Source organism: Chryseobacterium sp. G0201 (assembly GCF_003815655.1).
Lineage (GTDB): Bacteria > Bacteroidota > Bacteroidia > Flavobacteriales > Weeksellaceae > Chryseobacterium.
Map to the genome: position 1 here is coordinate 1,164,087 of NZ_CP033917.1, position 22,056 is coordinate 1,186,142.

At 34.0% G+C, this 22,056-nt stretch carries 20 protein-coding genes; 8 read left to right on the forward strand and 12 right to left on the reverse strand.

The annotated features are described in order from the left end of the window. Window positions 1-34: 34 nt before the first annotated feature. From EG348_RS05135 to hutH, 6 genes are all read right to left on the reverse strand, one after another. Window positions 35-1,570, reverse strand: a complete 1,536-nt coding sequence (locus EG348_RS05135) for a phytoene desaturase family protein (protein WP_123981252.1) — start codon at window positions 1,568-1,570, stop codon at window positions 35-37. 221 nt (window positions 1,571-1,791) lie between these two features. After that, on the reverse strand, window positions 1,792-2,676 hold the full coding sequence (locus EG348_RS05140; protein WP_123981254.1) for a lipid A biosynthesis acyltransferase: 885 nt from the start codon (window positions 2,674-2,676) through the stop codon (window positions 1,792-1,794). 120 nt (window positions 2,677-2,796) lie between these two features. Continuing rightward, window positions 2,797-3,051: an acyl carrier protein gene (locus EG348_RS05145; RefSeq protein ID WP_066759632.1), complete on the reverse strand. Its 255-nt coding sequence runs from the start codon at window positions 3,049-3,051 to the stop codon at window positions 2,797-2,799. A 4-nt stretch (window positions 3,052-3,055) separates the two neighbouring features. Continuing rightward, window positions 3,056-4,276, reverse strand: a complete 1,221-nt coding sequence (locus tag EG348_RS05150) for a beta-ketoacyl-[acyl-carrier-protein] synthase family protein (protein ID WP_123981256.1) — start codon at window positions 4,274-4,276, stop codon at window positions 3,056-3,058. An 81-nt stretch (window positions 4,277-4,357) separates the two neighbouring features. Next, complete coding sequence (gene fabG, locus EG348_RS05155; RefSeq protein WP_123981257.1) at window positions 4,358-5,089, reverse strand: 3-oxoacyl-ACP reductase FabG; 732 nt, start codon at window positions 5,087-5,089, stop codon at window positions 4,358-4,360. A 93-nt stretch (window positions 5,090-5,182) separates the two neighbouring features. Continuing rightward, the gene (gene hutH / locus EG348_RS05160; RefSeq protein WP_123981259.1) at window positions 5,183-6,700 is read right to left on the reverse strand and encodes a histidine ammonia-lyase; all 1,518 of its coding nucleotides are present in this window, start codon (window positions 6,698-6,700) and stop codon (window positions 5,183-5,185) included. Between the two features lie 99 nt (window positions 6,701-6,799). Between hutH and EG348_RS05165 the strand changes: the two genes are divergently transcribed. Continuing rightward, window positions 6,800-8,050, forward strand: coding sequence for an NAD(P)/FAD-dependent oxidoreductase (locus tag EG348_RS05165; RefSeq protein WP_123981261.1), 1,251 nt, complete (start codon window positions 6,800-6,802; stop codon window positions 8,048-8,050). A gap of 38 nt (window positions 8,051-8,088) precedes the next feature. Here EG348_RS05165 and EG348_RS05170 read toward each other — a convergent pair whose 3' ends face one another. From EG348_RS05170 to EG348_RS05185, 4 genes are all read right to left on the reverse strand, one after another. Then, window positions 8,089-8,700, reverse strand: coding sequence for a hypothetical protein (locus tag EG348_RS05170; protein WP_123981263.1), 612 nt, complete (start codon window positions 8,698-8,700; stop codon window positions 8,089-8,091). Window positions 8,701-8,737: 37 nt separating this feature from the next. Further along, the gene (locus EG348_RS05175) at window positions 8,738-9,337 is read right to left on the reverse strand and encodes a hypothetical protein (protein WP_123981265.1); all 600 of its coding nucleotides are present in this window, start codon (window positions 9,335-9,337) and stop codon (window positions 8,738-8,740) included. Between the two features lie 20 nt (window positions 9,338-9,357). Continuing rightward, complete coding sequence (locus EG348_RS05180) at window positions 9,358-10,650, reverse strand: phenylacetate--CoA ligase family protein (protein ID WP_123981267.1); 1,293 nt, start codon at window positions 10,648-10,650, stop codon at window positions 9,358-9,360. Window positions 10,651-10,806: 156 nt separating this feature from the next. Further along, window positions 10,807-12,486, reverse strand: coding sequence for a M23 family metallopeptidase (locus EG348_RS05185; protein WP_123981269.1), 1,680 nt, complete (start codon window positions 12,484-12,486; stop codon window positions 10,807-10,809). A 539-nt stretch (window positions 12,487-13,025) separates the two neighbouring features. On the opposite strand from EG348_RS05185, the gene ileS reads away from it, so the two are divergent. The 7 genes from ileS (at window position 13,026) to trpS (ending at window position 20,028) form a co-directional block, all read left to right on the forward strand. Continuing rightward, window positions 13,026-16,481 carry an isoleucine--tRNA ligase gene (ileS, locus tag EG348_RS05190; protein ID WP_123981271.1) on the forward strand — a complete coding sequence of 1,152 codons (3,456 nt, stop codon included), beginning with the start codon at window positions 13,026-13,028 and terminating at the stop codon, window positions 16,479-16,481. Between the two features lie 59 nt (window positions 16,482-16,540). Then, complete coding sequence (locus EG348_RS05195; protein ID WP_066754506.1) at window positions 16,541-16,921, forward strand: TraR/DksA family transcriptional regulator; 381 nt, start codon at window positions 16,541-16,543, stop codon at window positions 16,919-16,921. Between the two features lie 80 nt (window positions 16,922-17,001). After that, window positions 17,002-17,247, forward strand: coding sequence for a DUF6576 domain-containing protein (locus tag EG348_RS05200; RefSeq protein WP_123981273.1), 246 nt, complete (start codon window positions 17,002-17,004; stop codon window positions 17,245-17,247). 18 nt (window positions 17,248-17,265) lie between these two features. Continuing rightward, a complete protein-coding gene (locus EG348_RS05205; RefSeq protein WP_054512790.1) occupies window positions 17,266-17,454 on the forward strand; it encodes a hypothetical protein in 189 nt (62 codons plus the stop codon). Continuing rightward, window positions 17,454-18,092 (forward strand): lipoprotein signal peptidase, encoded by a 639-nt coding sequence (locus EG348_RS05210; protein WP_123981275.1) that lies wholly within the window; start codon window positions 17,454-17,456, stop codon window positions 18,090-18,092. The genes EG348_RS05205 and EG348_RS05210 overlap by 1 nt, the downstream gene beginning before the upstream one ends. Window positions 18,093-18,107: 15 nt before the next feature. Next, entirely contained in the window at window positions 18,108-18,752 is a 645-nt protein-coding gene (locus tag EG348_RS05215; protein WP_123981277.1) for a vancomycin high temperature exclusion protein, read from the forward strand. 307 nt (window positions 18,753-19,059) lie between these two features. Next, window positions 19,060-20,028 (forward strand): tryptophan--tRNA ligase, encoded by a 969-nt coding sequence (gene trpS / locus EG348_RS05220; protein ID WP_123981278.1) that lies wholly within the window; start codon window positions 19,060-19,062, stop codon window positions 20,026-20,028. Between the two features lie 71 nt (window positions 20,029-20,099). Here the strand turns inward: trpS and EG348_RS05225 are convergent, their stop codons facing one another. Next, the gene (locus tag EG348_RS05225) at window positions 20,100-21,377 is read right to left on the reverse strand and encodes a sensor histidine kinase (RefSeq protein WP_123981280.1); all 1,278 of its coding nucleotides are present in this window, start codon (window positions 21,375-21,377) and stop codon (window positions 20,100-20,102) included. Further along, window positions 21,377-22,048: a response regulator transcription factor gene (locus EG348_RS05230; RefSeq protein ID WP_123981282.1), complete on the reverse strand. Its 672-nt coding sequence runs from the start codon at window positions 22,046-22,048 to the stop codon at window positions 21,377-21,379. The genes EG348_RS05225 and EG348_RS05230 overlap by 1 nt, the downstream gene beginning before the upstream one ends. Between the last annotated feature and the right edge of the window lie 8 nt (window positions 22,049-22,056).

The window sequence follows — 22,056 nt, forward strand, 5'->3', positions numbered from 1 at the left end:
CGTTGCTCCATTCAGAATGACAGACTGTATACTTTTATTCACTTTTATTCTTATTAATCATTTGTGTCAAACGCTCATCAATAAGCTCTTTTCCTAAAATTTCAGCGCAAGTATTGAATGCGCCAATCGTACAGCCCAAGATTCCGTGCATATTGACAGATTGCCCTGTAAGAAAGAGATTATTGATTTTAGTTCTCGGAGAAACCATTGTTTTCAAAGGGTTTTCAGAGCTTTTTATATATCCGTACATATTTCCTTCAAAACTTCCGATATAGTCACGGTAAGATAGCGGAGAAGATGTGTACACTTTCTTGATAGATTCTCTGATATCTGGAATTTTCTTTTCCAATGCATCAATCATTTTTTCGGCTTTTTCAAGCTTGAATTTTTCATATTGCTGCCCTCTTTCCTCTTCATCAGCAACCGTATTGAAAGTATTTTGCCAATCTTTAACTTCATCAAAATCCATGTACGAAATTGCCGTTAGACTTTCAGCAAACTCAGGATCATGCTTTGATTGCGTTGCAGAAAGCATATACGTTTCCGGCCAGTCTTCTTTTTTGTATTGATAAGCACTCCAAACCAGATCCTCCGAAGAATAATGATATCTGTTATAGTTGAAATTCGGAATTGAATGCGGTTTTAAGACCAAATAAACACTAAAACATGAAGAAACAGGTTCCCAGCTTAAAACTCTATTTAAAAAGGATTTTTTCAGCCTTTCTTCACCAATCAGTTTAATGGTTGAACGGATTTCAATGTTTGAAATGATTTGTTTCGCAAAATATTCTTTTCCTTCTTTGGTTTTTACGCCACTTAAAAGTCCGTTTTCATTGAAGGTCATTGCAGAGACTTCGGAATGTTTGTGAACTTCCGCGCCGTATTCTCTTAATTTTTTAATTAATAATTTTGAGATCTGGCTTCCTCCTTTCACGCATTTGTAAGCACTTTGAATGTAAGAATTCACCGTCAAAGCATGAACGTAAAACGGAACGTTCTCCGAATCTCCTGCGTAGAGAAAATTTGAACCCAATAAAACTGACTGTAATTTTTTATCTGAAGTAATCGATTCGATGAATCTTTTTGTATTTAAATGGAGAATTTCTTCATTATAATTATTGCTTCCGACAACATTATATCTCGGAAACTGGTTGCAAACTCTCTGAATTTCTTCACAATAATTTTCAAGATTTTCTTTTTCGTCCGGAAAATATCGAGATAGTTGTTCAACAAAATTTTTGTATCCCTGAGCGTGAGGATATTCAATTTCATCGTCTCCGAAAGTTACTTTATCGTATCCGTCTTCATCCATTTTCTGAAGATCAAGATCATCCATAATTCCTAAATAAGAAAAGAATTGATGAAGATTTTGCCCTTTTGACAGTCCGCCAAGATAATGAACTCCGGTATCGAAAATCAGTTTGTCTCGGGAAAATGTCTGCAAATTTCCGCCGTATTGGTTATTTTTCTCCAAGACACAGACTTTCAGACCTTCTTTCGCCAAAATGAGAGCCGAAGCAAGACCTCCCAATCCGCTGCCGATAACAAGTATGTCGTATTCTTTTTTCAAAGGAGAAAATGCGTTTTTTTAAAGATAAGAAATTCGGAGATTAAAAGTATGCAAGTTCTCTTTGTCGTGCTGAAAGATCTCAACATCGCCTAGATTCCTACGGAATGACAAACTATGTGGATAGTAATTAGGTACAAAGTAAAACTTAATAATTTTAACTTCTCAATCGATCTTATTCTTTGAGTTTTTAAATATTAGTTTTCTAGGGTAAAAGTAGGTAATTAATCTATATCATCCCAAAAATCAAAGTAATTGAACCATTGAAGGGGATATTTTTTGATCATGGACTCTAAATTTTGAGTATAAGAGTTTAAAAGTCCCTGTGCATCTCGTTTTTTTACCTGTTGAGCGACTCTTGCATATAAGTGATAATGAAGATTTTTTTCCTTCATCACATACACATACACAACCGGAACGCCTAATCGGGAAGCAATTAAGAAAGGTCCAGCCGGAAATTTCGCGGTTTTCCCCAATAAATCGCCTTCTAAAAACTTTGAGCCTTCGAAATAACGGTCGCCAGTAAAACAGATCAATTCATTTTTCGACAAAGCTTCATTGATGTCGAAAATATGCGACATATCGTCTTTCACATAAATGAATTTGATATTGCTTTTTTTAACAGTTACACTTTCAAGATATTCTTTGATGACTGTAACTTCCTGATCTGTTGTCACTAAATTAATCTGACAATCAAAATCGATATCTGCAAAAAAGTGTTCTGCGATTTCAAAATTACCGATGTGAGCGCTGATTAAAACTCCGCCTTTTTTTTCTGCTAAAAGGTTTTTAAGATTTTCAACGCCGTCAAATTCGTAAGTGTATTTTTCTCTTAAGCCCGCCGAAATAGCAGTTTTATCAATCAAAACTGTTCCGAAAGTGAAATAACTTTTAAATAATGAAATTTTAGTTTTCCAAAATCCGTAATTCAGTCTTTTTTGAAAGTAATAGGTAAAGTATTTGTTGCTTTTTTTTTCGAATATAAAGTAGTATAAAGCAACAAAATAAAGTACAAAATATGAACTTCTGATCCCGATATTTCTAATACACCAGACGAAAATTCTGTAACCCAGAATTGTGCCTTTAGATTTACCTTTCCACTTGTTCATAGTATCAATTTAGCAATGTATCAATTCAACAGTGTAACAATTTTATTAAGCTTAAATAAGCATTTATGAACGGCTAAATTGGTATATTGTTTTATTTTTAAAGTAAAGTTTAATCAATAATTAAGCGTTTTTCTCGGTGATTTTGTTTTGAATAGTCGAATAAAAATCGTCAAAAGTGACCATTTTCTTGAAGTCTGCTTCCCCTAATTTCACTCCGAAATTAGATTCAATCACAACAACCATATCAATATAATCTAAGCTGTCTAAGCCTAAAGTTGTTTTTAAGTTTGCTTCATTGCTGATTTCATCGCCGTCTACCTCGAATTCATTAACCAAAAAGTCGTTGACGATCGCAACAATTTTTTCCCTTTCCATGTTTTTATTCAAATTTTTTAACAATTAGTGCCGAATTTGTTCCCCCAAATCCAAAAGAATTCGACAAAAATACGTCAATTTTTTGACTTTTTGTTTCGGCGATCAAATTTATCTTTTTTGCCTCATCATCAGGGTTTTTCAAGTTGATATTTGGTGCTACAAAATCATTTTGCATCATCAAAATCGAGTAAATAACTTCACTTGCACCCGCCATCCAACATTCATGACCTGTCATAGATTTTGTAGAACTTACAGGAACTTCACCTCCAAAAATTTCGTAGATCGCCTTTGCTTCATTCGCGTCTCCGATTGGTGTAGAAGTTGCGTGAGCGTTAATATAATCAATATCTTTCACCTGTAAACCAGACTGTTGCAAGGCTCTATTCATTGCTAGAGCCGGACCATCAACATTTGGAGTTGAGATATGTCCGCCATTTGAAGAAAAACCGTAACCAACGATTTCAGCCAGAATATTTGCCCCTCTTTTTTGTGCAGATTCTAAACTTTCAACAATCAAAGATGCCGCTCCACCACTTGGAATTAATCCGTCTCTATCTTTATCAAAAGGTCTTGATGCTTTTGTCGGCTCATTTTCTCTTACCGAAAAAACACCCAAACCGTCAAAACTCGCCATTGAATATTTGTTGGTTTCCTGAGCACCTCCACAAACAATCATGTCCTGCATTCCGCTCTTAATCATCATGTAGGCTAATCCCAACGAATGAGATCCACTTGCACAAGCTGCGCTAATGGTCAAATTAATTCCTCTTAATTTAAATATTGTGGAAAGGTTCATGGTAACCGTAGAATTCATCGATTTGAATATCGCGCCAGAACCCATTAAAGTCGTATCTTTTTTCTCTCTTGCAATGTCGATTGATTCCACAACTGCCTGAGAAACACTATCATTTCCGTATAAAATTCCGACTTCGTTATTATCTAAGAAGTCTTGATCTATGCCTGCCTGCTGTAACGCATTAAGTGTTGCGACATAAGCGTACTCACTTTCTTCGCCCATGCTGATGCGCTGACGTCTGTTTAAAAGACTTTTCAGATCCGGTTTTGGAACTACGCCTGTAAGGCCTGATCTGAAACCAAATTCTTTCCTTTCGTCCACTAAAACAATACCGGATTTTCCTTGATACAGGGAATCTTTCACTTCTTCCAGAGAAGTTCCGATGCAAGAATAAATTCCCATTCCGGTAATTACAACCCTATTTTCCATTTAAAATTCTAGGTTTTAGGTTTTAGATTTTAGGTTTTAGGTTGCAGCTATTTGCTATTCCCTAAGATCTGCTACCTGATTTTATGAGTAAATTCCACCGTTAATATTAATCACTTCCCCTGTAATGTACGAAGATTTTCTTGAAGCTAAGAATGCAACAAGATCTGCAACTTCCTCTGCTTCGCCAAATCGGTTGGCAGGAATCATTGCTTTTAATTCATTTTCATTAAAATCCTGCGTCATATCTGTTCTGATAAACCCTGGAGCAACCGCATTTACGGTGATATTTCTTTTCGCAACTTCCTGAGCCAGAGCTTTTGTAGCCCCGACTAAAGCGCCTTTTGCTGCAGAATAATTCGTTTGACCTGCTGTTCCTTTCACTCCGGAAACAGAAACCATATTAATAATTCTGCCGTATTTATTACGCAACAATTTTTGAATAAAGAAATTTGTCACGTTGAAAAAACCATTTAAACTCGTGTTAATCACAGCGTTCCAGTCTTCACTCTGCATCCACATGAATAATCCGTCTCTTGTAATTCCGGCATTATTCACGATCACTTCAACGATTGAATCTGCGTTTTTTTCCTGCCATTCTCCTAAAACTTTTAAAGTTTCTTCCGCATTTCCTACATCGAATTTTAGAATTTCTCCTGTAGAACCCAATTCTTCTACTTTAGCTAAAGTTTCCCTTGCTGCAGCTTCGTTTGAAGTGTAGTTGATCAGTATATGATAGTTTTTCTCTTCTGCCAGTTTTATACAGATGGCTCTTCCGATTCCTCTAGAGCCTCCTGTTACAATTGCACATTTCATTGGTTGTTGTTTTTACCAGATTATGGTTTTATGTTTCCATAGGTTTTACCTACGGCTATTATTATTGAACCCTTCGGGTTCTCCTCAAACTGCTTATTTTTTTAAATATTTCTTCACTTCCTCCAAATATGGATACATCACCATATCATCTGAGAACGCCGGAATGATCTTTCTTATTTCATCGTACAGTTCTTTTGTGGATGATGAAACTTTATCTTTAAAATCAAGATATTCAATTGCCTGAATGATTGTGATCGCTTCAATCGCCAATACTTCAAAAGCATTTTCAATCACCTTTCTGCAAATTACGGCAGCATTGGTTCCCATACTCACAATATCCTGATTATCATTGTTATTTGGAATACTGTGAACGTACATAGAATTCGATAACATCTGACTTTCCGCTGTTGTAGAAGTCGCCGTGAACTGAACGCCCTGCATCCCGAAATTAAAGCCTAATTTACCTAAATTCACAAAAGGAGGCAAAATTTCGTTGATTTTTGAGTTTAAAAGATAGTTTAATTGTCTTTCTGCCAACATTGTTAGTTTTGTCACCACAATTTTAAGCTTATCCATTTCAAGAGAAATATAATCTCCATGGAAATTTCCGCCGTGGTAAACGTGTTGACCCTCAACGTCTATAATTGGATTATCATTTGCTGAATTGATCTCATTTTCAAGAACTTTCTCCGTGTATTCCAACGTATCTAGAACAGGTCCTAAAATCTGCGGAACACATCTTAACGAATAATATTCCTGAACTTTTTCCTTGAAAACCTTTTCCTGCTCTTCAAAATGAGTATATAAGTGATCTTCTCTTTTTCTAATCAATTTACTGTCAGACAAATGCGCACGCATTCTTTCTGCAATTTTTTGCTGACCTGCGTGAAGTTTTGTTCCATTTAAAGCTTCCGATAAATGGTCGTCGTAAGCCTGAACGATTTCATTGATCGCACAAGATAATTTAATCGAGATTTCAGTTAATTGATTGGCTTTGTATGCATTCACAATACCAATTCCTGACATCACAGAAGTACCGTTCATTAAAGCAAGACCTTCACGGATCTCAACTTTTATCGGTTCTAAACCTTCAATTTCAAAAACTTCCTTTGTGGATTTTCTTTCACCTTTATAGAAAACTTCACCTTCACCGATTAAAACCAAAGCCAAGTGTGCTAGCTGGACTAAATCGCCACTTGCGCCTACTCCTCCATGTTCGAAAATCAGCGGTGTAACATCTCTGTTTATTAATTCTTTAAGTAAATTAACTACCGAATGATGAACTCCAGAATTCCCAAGTGACAAAGTATTCAATCTTGCCAACATACAAGCCTTAACTTCTTCTGGAGGCAGGGGATTTCCAATACCTGAAGAATGGCTTCTTATTAAGTTATATTGTAACTGGTGAGTATCTTCATCGCTGATTTTAAATTGAGCCATTGGCCCAAAACCAGTATTAACACCATATATCACTTTGTTTCTAGAAAATTCTTTTAAAAACTGAAAACTCGCATCCACTCTGGCTAAAAGTGTATCATCCAGTTCTATTTTTTCATTATTTACGACGATATTCTGAAAATCTTTCAGTTCTAAAAAGCTATTTATTTTCATTAATTAAAAAGTAATAGTAGATAATTTTATAAAATATTAATTAATTGTCACTAATTTTGCGGCAAAGATATAAGTTATTATTAAAATAAAAAATCAAAGATGAGCAAAGAATTTGTTGATGTTCTCGTAATCGGTGCTGGACCTTCCGGATGCGTATCTTCTTCATACTTAAAGAAGAACAATATCAACGTGAAAGTTGTCGAAAAAACAAAATTTCCAAGATTGGTTGTAGGCGAAAGCTTAATTCCGAGAGTGATGGATCATTTTGATGAAGCGGGACTTTTTCCTGCTTTGGATAAAATGGGTTTCGAGAAAAAATTGGGAGCACGTTTTTTAAGAGGTGATGAAGTTTGCATCTTTGATTTCGGTGATAAATTCGGTGAGGGCTGGGATTGGACCTGGCAGGTTCCGAGGGCTGATTTTGATAATACTTTGGCTCAGGAAGTTATTAATAAAGGCATTGACCTTGAGTTTGAAACCGAAGTGATTGGTATTGAATTTAACGGAACAGATTCTATCACAACTGTAAAAAATAAAAATGGCGAAACAAAGGAAATCCATGCCAAATTTGTCATCGATTCAAGTGGTTACGGAAGAGTTTTACCGAGACTTTTAGATTTAGAAAAACCTTCAAAACTGTCTCCGCATTCAGCAATTTTTGCTCATGTAGAAGATATTAACAGAGAAGAAGGAACGGAAGGAACGTTGATTTCCTTTGATATTATTGAAACTGAAGTCTGGCTTTGGGTGATTCCTTTTTCGAATGGAAATACGAGTGTAGGAATCGTTGGTCCGACTGAATACATTGATCAATTATCTGAAAACGGAGATCCTGCAGAAGCGTTGAGAAAAGCAATTTCTCTTTCTGATTATTATGTAAAACGTTTTGGTGATGTAGATTTTCTTTTTGAACCGAGACATTTGAAAGATTATTCTTGTTCGGTTAAAAAATTATTCGGAGACGGATTTGCATTGACAGGAAATGCTTCGGAATTCCTAGATCCGGTTTTCTCATCAGGAATGGCTTTTGCAACAGAAGGCGGAATGACTGCTGCAAAACTGGCTTTAAGACAGCTAAATGGCGAAAAAATTGACTGGCAAAAAGAATTTGCAGATTATATCTTATACGGTGTTGATGTTTTCACAACCTACGTGAAAGAATGGTACACCGGAAATCTGCAGGAATTATTCTTCCATCAACCGGAAAACCCTGATGTTAAGAGAAAAATCTGTGCAGTTTTGGCAGGATATGTTTGGAATAAAGACAATCCTTTCGTCAAGAAGCACGACACCGTAATAAAAAATCTTGCGAACCTCATCAAAATGGAGAAGCAACAAGAACAATCATAAAAAAAGCGGTCTGACAATTTTCAGACCGCTTTTTGTTTTTATTTTACACCTTTCTTGATATCCTTTCCGATATATTTTCCTATTGCTTCATACGCTGCGGCAATTCTTCCATATTCCATAACAAATTCTTTATTATTTACGTATTTATCAAATTTATTAAGTTCAATTACAGCTAAAACCTTTGATGGATTATCTGTTTCTATAAGCTTTACTGTTCCTGTAATTTCAGCCGTCATTCCAACCATTCCTCCATGCCAGCCTGGATAAACCCATTTTGTATCCAGTAATATAGTATATTTTGCAGAACTTCCTTTTTTAAAAACAATATTTTTATATCCTTTATTTAATCCTTTTGCAAAGTAGTCTACATAATATTCATCTTTATATTTTTGCCATTCACCATTCCATTTCTGCCATCCAGCTTCTCCTCTTTTGGGATTTGCTAGAAGATCTCTTTTTCTGTTTTCAAGATATTGAGTTTCTGTATAATTTTCTTTCATTAATGTTACATTATCAAATTTCAATTCTACATTTACTTCCGTTTGATCTTTTAAAGTAATAAAATTCCCGGCAGTAATTGTAAGTCTCTGATCTTGGGCATTAACAATCATAGTAACACTCATAATGAGCATTAGAAATAATTTTTTCATAGTTTATAATTTTTATTTTAAAGTTTTTATAGAAGTACTATTTTTTAGTATAATGGTCTACTTTTAAAGCAAACATTTTTGAAGTTTTTGCATAACATTCTGCAATTCGGTCATTGTTATTTGGAATTCCGATCACATTGTCTCCGATTGCTTTTATTCCTTCAACAACCATCAAAATATTACTAGGATTTTCGGTTTCTACAAAGGTCATTCGAGTATTTAATTGGGCAGGATCATTCATTATTGCACCAAACCAGCCTTGATAAATCCAGGTTGGCTCCACAATTAAAGTATATTTTGTTTTATCAAATTTCGTAGAAGCTTCAATTTTCGTGTTTTTATTCCAAGATGCCAGAAATTTTTCCTGAAAAGTTATGTCTTTTGAATATTCCCAATCCGTTTTCCATTTTTCAGCTTCCTCTTTACCGCTAGCTTTTTCGATATCTTCCATTCTATCGGCAATATATTGCTGTTCACTAATTTTTTTCTTGCCAAAAGTTACTCCTTCAAACTTGAAAACAACTTTAACGAATTTTTGATCTTTTAAAAAATTATAATCTCCGGAAATTACCTTTACTCTCTGAGCCATTAAACAAGCAGAAAGAGTTATTAGGAATAGAAATAATGTTTTTTTCATGGTTAATTTTTGCTTAGCTTTTATCTTAAATCTATAAATGTAATGGGTTTTCTGCTGTTTGGGTTAAAAACGGTTTTAGACAAAATATCAAAATCTATGATCTCAATTTTCGGACTTACCCTCAATTTTGCACGGAAATGATCCCTCACTTCATTGACGAAGTTTTGAGATTCGCTGTTTGTGCTTATTTTAATGATAATTTCATCCAAACCTATTTCATTCGACTGAATAACGATCTGATAACACAAAATATTATTAAAATCATTCAGAATATCATTCATCGCGGGCGGATACAAGGTCGTTCCTTTATATTTAATCATCTGTTGCTTTCTGCCAACAACCGGACCAAGTCTCATTGTATTTCTTCCGCATTTACAAGGCTCGTAATGTGCTTTTACAATATCTCCGGTTTTAAATCTTAACAACGGAAGAGCTTCAACGCCCAACGTTGTAATGGTTAATTCTCCACTTTCTCCTTCTTGAACTACATTTCCATTATCATCAAGAATTTCCGTGATAATTAATTCCGGATGTTGATGTCCACCGACTTGAAATTCGCATTCTGTGAAAGCTGTACTCATTTCTGTGGAAGCGTAGGTTGAAAATAATTTAATATTCCATTTTTCTTTGATCTTTTGTGAAAGAATATTATCCGTAAAATCCTGATTTTTGATACTTTCCCCAATACAAACGGTACCGTAAACACTGGAGTTTTTATAATCTACACCATGTTTTTCGGCATAATCTATCATTTTTAATAAAAACGATGGAACGGTAATCAAATATTTTGGTTTATATCTAAAAATTGAATCCCATTGCAATTCCGGAATTCCGGGACCCATTCTGACAACGCTTGCACCCATTTTTCTCAACCCTAAAAAATAAGCCAAACCAGCCATGAATCTTTTATCAATCGTTGTAATCATCTGTACAACATCTCCTTTCTGAATTCCTGCACAAACAAATGAAATTGCTTCATTGTAAGCCAATCTTTCAAGGTCATTATCTGACAATCCGAAAGTTACGGGATCGCCTAAAGTTCCAGAAGTTGTGCTATAATCGACAATTTTATCGGGCGTGATGCAGAAAAAGTCGTCATTATTCTGCTGAATATCGTTTTTCGTTGTCGTCGGGATTTTTTGCAAATCTTCCAACGTCTGAATATCAGAAATATTGATGTTGTTTTCTTTGAATAATTTTTGATAAAAAGGTGAATTGGTTTCAAGATAAGTTAAAAGCTCCTGAAGTTTTTGCTCCTGAAACTTTTTTATTTCCTGAATATCTGATTTTTCGATTGATGGATAGAATTCCAATGGTTTTATTTTTAAAGGACAAATTTATTTAATTAAAATTAAAAGATTGCTTGATCTTAAATTTTAACCACAGATTAAAACAAATTTTCACAGATGATTATGTTTTAATTTTGTGTTTATTCCTGAAAACATTTGTGTCATTTGTGTTTAATAAAATTATCTCGAAAAACTAAAAGTTTGCGTATTCTCATTTCCTGCTGTATTGACAGTTGTGACTTTCAATGTGTGAGAACCAGAACCTTTTGGACATCTTTCATCAAAAACATAAACAAAATCATCCTTTACTCTTGAAAAACGAAGCCATTTCCCATCTATTTCTGCCCGGAAAGATTCAATGTCACCGATTTTTGTTGTACCTTTTAATCGTAATGAATTTCCATTTACCAATGACCCCTCTTTCCAGCTTGGAGAAACAGAAGGTGAAGAATTATCAAGTAATAATCTTGCTGTTCCGAGTCTGTTGAATTGCGCTTCTGCCCGATCGCCACTCCAATTTGCTTTGATGATATTTTTATCATTTCCGTAATTGAGTTCTATGACGGTTTTATCTTTTTCTTCGTTGGATAATTTTTTATTAGGTTTGATTTTTAAATTATAATTATCATGAATCGGAATATAAGGGCTATTCAAAACAATGGCATTTGAAACAGCTTCTGCATCAGGTTTTTCATACATATTAAAATTTACAGCATCATAAACTGCATTTTTGCTTAAATTAATTTCTGCATTTTCTGTTTTAATCGTTTTTGCTTCATTGGGAATTACAGTTTTATCATTCGATGAAACTTTATTTGAAGTTTGGCTTAATTGAACTTTTGTTGTTAATCGGCTTGTATTCCCATTCACATCTTTTAAAATTATTTCAATATTGTGAATTTCGTTATCCTGAAGATTGATCATTCCATCGGAGCCGGAACTGTAATTTGGCAATTTCATTCCCTGCAAATTTGACAAATGTTGAATACTCATTTTATCTTTGACAAACTTCGTATAATCTACACAACCATTGATGTATCTTGTATCATCATAATGTACTTTATCAATTTTAAAACTATAAATCAATTTTCCATCCATCAATAATTCAGCATCATAAATTCCCAGATTAAAACCTTGATTGGCTTTATCCACCGCTTTTATCGCAAAACTTATTTGAGGAGAATTAACTTGAGTGACATTCGAAGTATAAACACTTCCAGCTTTTTTCACAGCAATTCCATTAGCTCCTGGCTCGTAAGTACTGAAACGCCTGTCATACCAATATAATCCACTAATGATTGGTGCAATATTATCCGGAATATTAAATCCAAACAACAAAGGATTAAGACATTCTTCCGTTTTTGTATCTCTGATTTCAAAATGTAAATGTGGCCCCGCAGAACCTCCTGTATTTCCGCTTAAAGCAATTAATTGTCCTTTCGTCACAGGAAACTGATTAGGAGAAAAAGTGATATCCTGCTCCCATTTTTCGTCTTTGTATTGTTGTTCTTTTACGAATTCATCGAGTTTATCGAAATATTTATTCAAATGAGCATAAACCGTTGTGTAACCGTTCGGATGAGTAACATACACGGCATTTCCAAAACCGTAACGCTCCACTTTTATTCTGCTTACATAACCTTCTGCTGCAGCAACGACCGGCAAGTTTTCCTGACTGTTGGTGCGGATATCCAATCCCATGTGAAAATGATTAGAACGAACGGCTCCGAAATTGGCAGCAAGGTTGATGGAAATATTCAAAGGATTTCTAAAATAGTTTTGAGGATAATTATTTTGGGCAAATATTGTAAAGTAGCTGACAAAACAAAAAAGAAATGTCAATCGGGAAAAGGCTTTCATATAAATGGTTTTAAGTGGTATTTTAAAATTACAAAATTTTGTTTTTATTTCCCCCAGATTTTACGGATTTTCACAGATGATTATATTTTAAATGCAAAGATTTTATTAATTACACTACTAATTTCAGATGGCAAAGGCAAATAGATTTGCTGCGCGAAGCTAGAAAACAAACCATAATCAAATCAACTTGTTGATTCTTCTTTGCTCATTTAAAACTGTTTATTATTAAATTAAAACTTTGCGTTAAAAATATATGCATGAGTAGAAATTTAAGTTTTGGCTAAAGCCAATAGAATTTGATTTAAATTGAAAACGGGCTAAAGCCCGCCCCTATTGATGAAAAACTGTGAAATTTTTAAAATCCTATTCAAAAAAATCCACTCATTCACCATTGACAATTCACATTTCAAACATCTCAACATTTATATTTCTGAAACAGAACTTTTTAATACAAAATCTCAAAATAAAACATATATTATAAACCGACAAATTTTAGTAAATTTGCCAACTTAATTAATCAACGATATTGAGATATTACAATGAGCCAATTTAAAGAATACAAAAACCTCAACCTTATTGACGTAGCAGAGAATGTAGCGGAATTTTGGAAACAAAATAAAACCTTCAATAAAAGTGTTGAGATTCGTGAGGGGAAACCTGAGTTTGTTTTTTATGAAGGTCCGCCTTCAGCAAATGGTATGCCCGGAATTCACCACGTTATGGCTAGAGCATTAAAGGATATTTTCTGTCGTTATCAAACCCAGAACGGGAAACAGGTTTTCCGTAAGGCGGGTTGGGATACACACGGACTTCCTGTGGAGCTAGGCGTAGAAAAAGAATTAGGAATCACTAAAGAAGATATTGGCTCAAAAATTTCTATTGAAGATTACAACAAAGCTTGTCGTGAAGCAGTAATGCGCTACACCGATGTTTGGAATAACCTTACCGAGAAAATCGGATATTGGGTTGACCTTGAAGATCCGTATATCACGTATAAGTCAAAATATATGGAGACGGTTTGGTGGTTGTTGAAACAATTGTATGATAAAGGATTATTGTACAAAGGGTACACGATCCAGCCTTATTCTCCGAAAGCAGGGACAGGACTTTCTTCGCACGAAGTTAATCAGCCCGGGGCTTACCGTGATGTTTCTGACACGACGGTTGTTGCACAATTCAAGACATTGCCGGAAACATTGCCTTCATTTTTACAAGGTTTTGGAGATGTACATTTCTTGGCTTGGACAACAACTCCTTGGACATTGCCTTCTAACACAGCTTTGACTGTCGGACCAAAAATCGATTATGTTTTAGTAAAAACTTTAAATCAATATACTTTTGAACCGATTAATGTGGTTTTAGCAAAAGCTTTGGTTGGAAAACAGTTTGCAAAAAAATATAGTGAAGGAACAGATGAGGATTTTGCCAATTATACTTCGGAAAGCAAAGTCATTCCTTACAAAATTCTAGCAGAATTCAAAGGTGCTGATTTGGTTGGAATTAAATATGAACAATTATTAGATTACGCTAAACCTTACCAAAATCCGGAAAATGCTTTCAGAGTAATTTCAGGAGATTTTGTTACAACAGAAGATGGAACAGGTATCGTTCATACGGCGCCGACTTTTGGTGCTGATGACGCAAAAGTAGCTAAAGAAGCTACTCCTGAAGTTCCGCCAATGTTGGTTTTAAACGAAAACGGAAATCCGGTTCCTCTGGTAGATTTACAAGGTAGATTTTTATCTTTAGTAAATGATGAAATCTATGGTTTTGCTAACGAATATGTAAAAGCAGAATATCTGAATGACGATGAAAAAAATACAGAATTCAACATTCAGAAAGAACAATTAAAATCGATCATCGCAGATTTAAAAAATTATCTTTCTGTTGACGAAAGAATTGCTTTAAAATTAAGAAAAGAAAATAAAGCTTTTAAAGTAGAAAAATACGTTCACAGTTACCCACACAGCTGGAGAACTGATGAGCCACTTTTATATTATCCATTAGATTCTTGGTTTGTAAAAATGACCGCTGTAAAAGACAGATTGGTTGATTTAAACAAAGGAATCAACTGGAAACCGAAATCAACCGGAGAAGGACGTTTCGGAAATTGGCTGGAAAATGTAAACGACTGGAATTTATCTCGTTCAAGATATTGGGGAATCCCATTACCAATCTGGAGAACTGAAGATTTGAAAGAAGAAATCATCATCGGTTCTATAGAAGAATTATACAACGCGATCGAAAAATCTATCGAAGCTGGCTTCATGACAGAAAATCCTTTCAAAGGTTTTGAGATCGGAAATATGTCTGAAGAAAATTATTCTTTGGTTGATCTGCACAAAAATATTGTTGATAAAGTTGTTTTAGTTTCAGCTTCAGGAAAAGCAATGAATCGTGAGAGTGACTTAATCGACGTTTGGTTCGATTCAGGTTCGATGCCGTATGCGCAGTTACATTATCCTTTTGAGAATAAAGAATTAATTGACAATCATAAAGCATTCCCAGCAGATTTCATCGCGGAAGGCGTTGATCAGACTCGTGGATGGTTCTACACGCTTCATGCGATCGGAACAGCAGTTTTTGATTCAGTTGCTTATAAAAATGTAATGAGTAACGGACTTGTTTTGGATAAAAACGGGGTGAAAATGTCAAAATCCAAAGGAAATGGAATTGATCCGTTTGAAACATTAGCGGTTTACGGACCTGATGCTACGCGTTGGTATATGGTTTCGAATGCGAATCCTTGGGAAAACCTGAAATTCGACATCGAAGGAATTGATGAAACGAGAAGAAAATTCTTCGGAACACTGTACAACACATACTCGTTCTTTGCGTTGTATGCGAATGTTGACGGATTCAATTATTCTGAAAAAGACATTGAAAACAGACCGGAAATCGACAGATGGATTTTGTCTGAATTAAATTTATTAATTAAAGAAGTAAAAGCATTCTACGAAGATTACGAACCAACAAGAGTTGCAAGAGTGATCAACACTTTTGTGAATGACAACTTGAGTAACTGGTACGTAAGATTATGCAGAAGACGTTTCTGGAAAGGAGATTACTCTGACGACAAAATTTCTGCTTACCAGACTTTATATACTTGTCTGGAAACTATTGCCAAATTATCTGCGCCAATCGCTCCGTTCTTTATGGATCAGTTGTATCAGGATTTAAATAAAGTAACAGGAAAAGATAATGCAGAATCAATTCACCTAACAGATTTCCCTGTTGCTGATGAAAGTTTGATTGATCAGGATTTGGTTGAAAAAACACATTTAGCACAAAACATTACAAGTATGGTTTTCTCTTTAAGAAAGAAGGAAAACATAAAAGTTCGTCAGCCTTTACAAAAAGTTTTGATTCCTGTTTTAGATAAAAAAACGGAAGAACAAATCTTAGCTGTTGGAGAGTTAATAAAACAAGAAGTAAATGTTAAAGAATTACAGTTAATAAATGCCGAAGAAGCATCACATTTAATTGTAAAACAAATAAAACCGAACTTTAAAACATTAGGTTCAAGGCTTGGAAAAGACATGAAAGTGGTCGGAGGAGAGATTTCAAATCTTACTGCAGAACAAATTTCAGGTTTAGAAAAAGAAGGAAAAATTGACGTTCAAGGTTACGAAATTACCCTTGCTGATGTTGAAATTTCAACAAAAGATATTCCGGGATGGACAGTAACTTCTGACGGAAAAACAACTGTGGCATTAGATTTGACACTAACAGATGAGTTAAAATCTGAAGGCGTTGCGAGAGAGTTTATCAACAGAATTCAAAACATCAGAAAAGATAAAAATTTCGATTTGACAGACAGAATAAACATCTTTGTAGAAGAAAATTCGCCTTTCTTAAATGATATTAAGAAAAATGAAGAATATATTTCATCAGAGGTCTTGTCAAATAAAATAGAAATTGTATCTTCACTTTCAAATTTTAACGAAATCGAAATAGATGAGGTTAATTTTAAGATAAATGTTGAAAAAAATTAACATATAGTTATTGTTTTTCAAATTCCATTTCATAATTTTATTAAAAAAGAGAAAAGAACATGTCAGACGAAAGAGTAAGATATAATGATTCTGATTTACAAGAGTTTAAAGCGATCATTAAAGAAAAAATAGAAAAAGCTGAGAGGGATTTACAGCTGATCAGAGAAAGTTTCATCAACGACCAGAATAATGGGACGGATGATACTTCTCCAACATTCAAAGCTTTTGAAGAAGGAGCGGAGACATTAAGCAAGGAACAAAACTCAATTTTGGCGGGAAGACAGGAAAAATTCGTACGCGATCTTAAAAATGCTTTAATCAGAATTGAGAATAAAACGTACGGTGTTTGCCGAGTAACAGGAAAGCTGATTCCTAAAGAAAGATTATTGGCTGTTCCTCATGCTACTTTAAGCATCGAAGCGAAAAATATGCAAAAATAACCGTAAGGTTTGTAAAATAAATTTGGGTTTATATCGTATTTCATGAAATACTTTATAAACCTAATTTTTAATTTATATCCATGAACGAATTGTTAATTTTAGGGGTCATTATTATTGTAATATTAATGTTTTTCAACAGAGATTGGATCAAAAACAGGTTCTTTCCCGAAAAACACAGAAACTATACGATTGATGATCAATTTAATTCCGATAAACGCGACAGGGAAAAAGAAATTGACCACCTTTTAAGCAAAATGGGCAAAAACGGAGTCAATGATTTGTCTGCTAAAGACAGAAAAAGATTAGACGAATTGTCTAAGAAGTAAATATTTAAATTAAGAAAAATGGAGTCTATAATAGTACACACTAAAAATGCAATGGAATTGAATGCTCTGAAAAGTGTTTTGAAAGATATGAACATTGAGTTCGAAAAATTCCATACCAAGATGCATCACAACACTAAGACGATTAAGAAAGTAATTGGTAAGAAAAACGAAAAAATCGGGAAACCTTATAAACCAAAAGGATTGTAATGAAGAAGATTGCACTTATCACTTTTCTTATTTTATTAATAGATCAGGCTTCGAAAATTTATGTAAAAACGCATTTCAATCTAGATGACAGCGTTTCCGTTTTACCAGGTTTTAAACTTACATTCGTAGAAAACCCGGGAATGGCTTACGGACTTCATTTTGGTGGAGTTATTGGTAAATATTTCCTTGTTATCCTAAGAATATTTTTAATTGGAGGAATGGTTTATATGTTTAAAAAGTGGCTACAACAGGGAGCATCCAATTATCTTATCATCCCAATGGCTATCATTTTTGCCGGAGCAATAGGAAATCTTATAGACGGAATGTTTTACGGATTACTTTTTGACAGCGGAACAGTATATGACCCAAGTATAGACCGATGGATTGGCTATGGCGGAATTTCGAAGCTTGTACCTATCGGACAAGGTTACTCTACATTTATGAGAGGCTGTGTTGTTGATATGCTTCACTTTCCATTGGTAGACTGGAACGTTCCAGAGAGTGTCCCGCTAATCGGAGGAAGACACCTTGAATTTTTCAAATATATTTTCAATGTTGCAGATTCAGCCATTACGGTAGGAGCAGTTTTATTACTGGTTTTCAGAAAAAAAGCTTTCCCGAACGGTCTGGAATTTTAAAACATTTTACACACGATGAAAAAATTAATAAAAACTACATTTAAAATATTCCTGCTTCTTATTGTTGCAGGATTTATTTTTATCGCTTGGGCAAATTATAGCATTAAAAAAGAAAGTGATGCATCTGTATCTTATAATATTGCTCACGTTCCCGAGACAAAAACAGCTTTACTATTAGGAACCAGTAAAAATTTAAACAGCGGTGTTCCCAACGCCTATTTCTACAATAGAATACAGGCAGCAATAGATCTTTACAAAAGCGGAAAGATAAAATACATTATCGTAAGCGGAGACAACAGCACGAAAGATTATAACGAACCTGAAGATATGTTGTTGACTTTAATGAAATACGGAATTCCACAAGACCGGATTTTCTTGGATCACGCGGGTTTCAGAACATTAGATTCTGTTGTTAGGGCTAAAGAAATTTTTGGACAAACGAAATTGGTTATTATTTCACAAAAGTTCCATAACGAAAGAGCTGTTTTTTTAGCCAAGAAAAACGGAATTGAAGCATATGGATACAATGCTAAAGATGTTAATAAATATGCAGGTTTTAAAACTAATATGCGTGAATATCTTGCTAAAGCAAAAGCTTATTGGGATCTTATTTTTGGAGTTGAACCAAAATTCGGAGGGGAAAAGATTTTGATTCCTTAATATTTTTCTTTCACTGATTTTTCTGATTGTGCAGATTTTTGACGCAAAGTTTTTAATTTGATAATAATTAATTTTCTGGGTGAGCAAAGATGAATTAACAAGTTGATTTGATGAAGCTCTGTTTTCAAGCTTCGCGTAGCAAATTTATTTGCTTTTGCCATCTGAAATTAGTAGTATAATTAATAAAATCTTTGCGTTTAAATAATTTTTAAATAAAGATAAAACACAATCACCTGTGAAAATCCGTGCAATCAGTGGAAAATAATTAAATTTGCAATTCATTAATTTTTATAAATAATTTAAACAAATGTCAAGAATTCTTACCGGCATACAAGCCACCGGAACACCACACCTTGGAAACTTGTTGGGTGCTATTATTCCTGCTATTGAGCTATCAAAACAAGAAGGAAACGAATCATTTTTATTCATTGCGAATCTGCATTCATTAACGCAGATAAAAGACGCGAAAGAATTGAAACAAAATACCTACGAAATAGCTGCGGCTTGGCTTGCTTGTGGACTAGATACCGAAAAAACATTCTTTTACAGACAAAGTGACATCCCTGAAACCTGTGAACTATCTTGGCATTTATCATGTTTTTTTCCTTATCAGAGATTGACTTTAGCGCATTCATTTAAAGATAAAGCAGACAGATTACAGGATGTAAACGCGGGGTTGTTTACCTACCCTATTTTAATGGCTGCCGATATTTTATTGTATGATGCAGAGATCGTACCTGTAGGAAAAGATCAGCTTCAGCACTTGGAAATTGCCCGTGATGTAGCTTCAAGATTCAATAATCAGATGGGAGAAGTTTTTGTTTTGCCTCAATCTGAACTTCAGGAAGATACAAAATATGTTCCCGGAGTTGACGGACACAAAATGTCTAAATCAAGAGGAAATATCATCAATATTTTCTTACCTGAAAAGGAATTGAAGAAGCAGGTAATGAGCATTGAATCTGATTCAAAATCATTAGAAGAACCAAAAGATCCGGAAACAGATAAAACATTTGCGATTTATCAACTGGTTGCAACGCCTGAACAAACTGAAGAATTAAGAGCTAAATATTTAGCCGGAAATTTCGGTTACGGACACGCTAAAAAAGAACTTTTGGACTTGATTTTAGTGAGATTTGAGAAAGAAAGAGAGCTATTCTCTTATTACATGACTCATCTTGATGAGTTGGAAACAAAACTTCAGGAAGGCGCTCAAAAAACGAGAGTAATCGCCACTGAAACAATAAAAAGAGTAAGAGAAAGTTTAGGAATTTAATTCTAACTTTTTAAATATAAGAAAGCCTTTCACATTGAAAGGCTTTTATTTTTTGTAATTTTAATTGTGTATTAATTTTTCGAAAGAATAAAATAATGCATTCCATCATCAAATTCATACATAATATTCCACCGCGGATATTGTTTAATGATAGTCTTAATGATAGACAGTCCCAACCCTGTAGATCCCTGATCTGAACCTTGTTTATAAAAACGATTAAAGATCTGAGATTTATCTAAAGGAATTTCTGAGCCGGTATTTTGAAATATTAATCTTTCTTTTTCTGTAATAATATTGATAATTCCGTTTTGGTTGTTATATTTGACTGCATTTTTCAGCAAATTTGATAGAAGAATATTGGCCAGATCAGGATCAAAAGTTGCTTCAAAGACTTCTTTTTCTACAACATTTAGATCGATCTTTTTATATTCAATAAAATCTTCATAGCTTTTTACCAAATCGCTGATCAATACATTAAAATTGACATTGGATATTTTATTAAACTGATTATTTTCAATCTTGGAAAGCATTAACAAAGATTTATTCAATCCCGCCATTCTTCTGAGATCATTTTTTACGTCATTCAAAAAGTTGAGATTTTTCTTATCGAGCTCGCCATTCTGAATGGAGAGATCAATTTTATTAATCACAATTGCCAATGGAGTCTGTAATTCATGAGAGGCATTTTCTATAAATTGCTTTTGCTGATGAAAAACGAGTTCGTTACGCTCGATCATTTCATTAATTTCAATATTTAATTCCTCAAATTCTTTTATAGAATAATTTTGAGGTTCATTAAAAGAAGAAACACCAAATTGGTATTTTTTAAGCTTATCTAAAATTAAATAAAACGGCCGCATGGCTTTATGAAGTAAAAATCCGTTAACGGCAACAATACTTATTACCAAAAGAAGATACAGAACAATCAATGCCGTTGTAAGGTCGTATACCAATTCATCTTCTTCTACGGTAGACGTTCTGATGATAAGCTGCTGATGTTTTCCAAGCTGGTCGATAAAATCAGTTGTAAGAACTCGGTATGGCTGTTCTTCGTCATCATATTCCATATAATACATTTTATTATACAGACTGTTTTTATCTTTATATTCTGACGCAGAAATAGGGTTTATCATAAATTCATTAAAGCCAAATTCATTATTCTTTAATAAATTTTCGTCAAGATATACAGCCTTAATAATTTGTATTTTCCTGTTTTTTAAGCCATCATCTACGTTGTCATATACTTCATCTAAAATATAGGCGTAAAACAATGCCGCCCAAACAGCAATGATCAATAATAAGATCGTGATGAGGTACTTTATTGTATAATATTTTAGAGAAACTTTCATTAAATAAATTTATAACCAATCCCATAAACAGCCTGAAAATCAGCTTCAGATTTGAGTTCTTTCAATTTTTTACGAAGATTTTTTATTTGAGAATAAATAAAATCCAGACTGTCCGCCTGATCAATATAATCTCCCCAAATTGCTTCTGCAAGCATTGTTTTTTGCAATGTTTTTTCAGGATTTATAACAAAATAATAGAGAAGATCGTATTCTTTACGGTTAAGGATCAATTCATTATTATCGATCTTCACGATTCTGCTTTCCGGATCAATATGAATGTTTTTATAGCTGATCGTATTTTCTCCATCCTGATTTTTTCGTCTGATAACAGATTTAATTCTAGCCATCAATTCCGCAAGATGGAAAGGTTTTGCGAGATAGTCGTCTGCTCCGATTTCCAATCCGTTCACTTTATCATCTACAGAATCTTTTGCAGATAAAATGATCACAGGATCTTTTTTGTGCATGTTTTTAATTTCTTTCAGAAGATCCATCCCGTTTCCGTCCGGGAGCATAATGTCCAGAAGAATACAGTCATATTCATAAGAAATAATCTTTTCTAACCCTGATTGATAATCCTCAGCATATTCTACGATAAAATGTTCTGCTTCAAGAAAACTTTGCACTACATTTCTTAATTCCGGTTCATCTTCTATAATTAAAATTTTCATATCTGCAT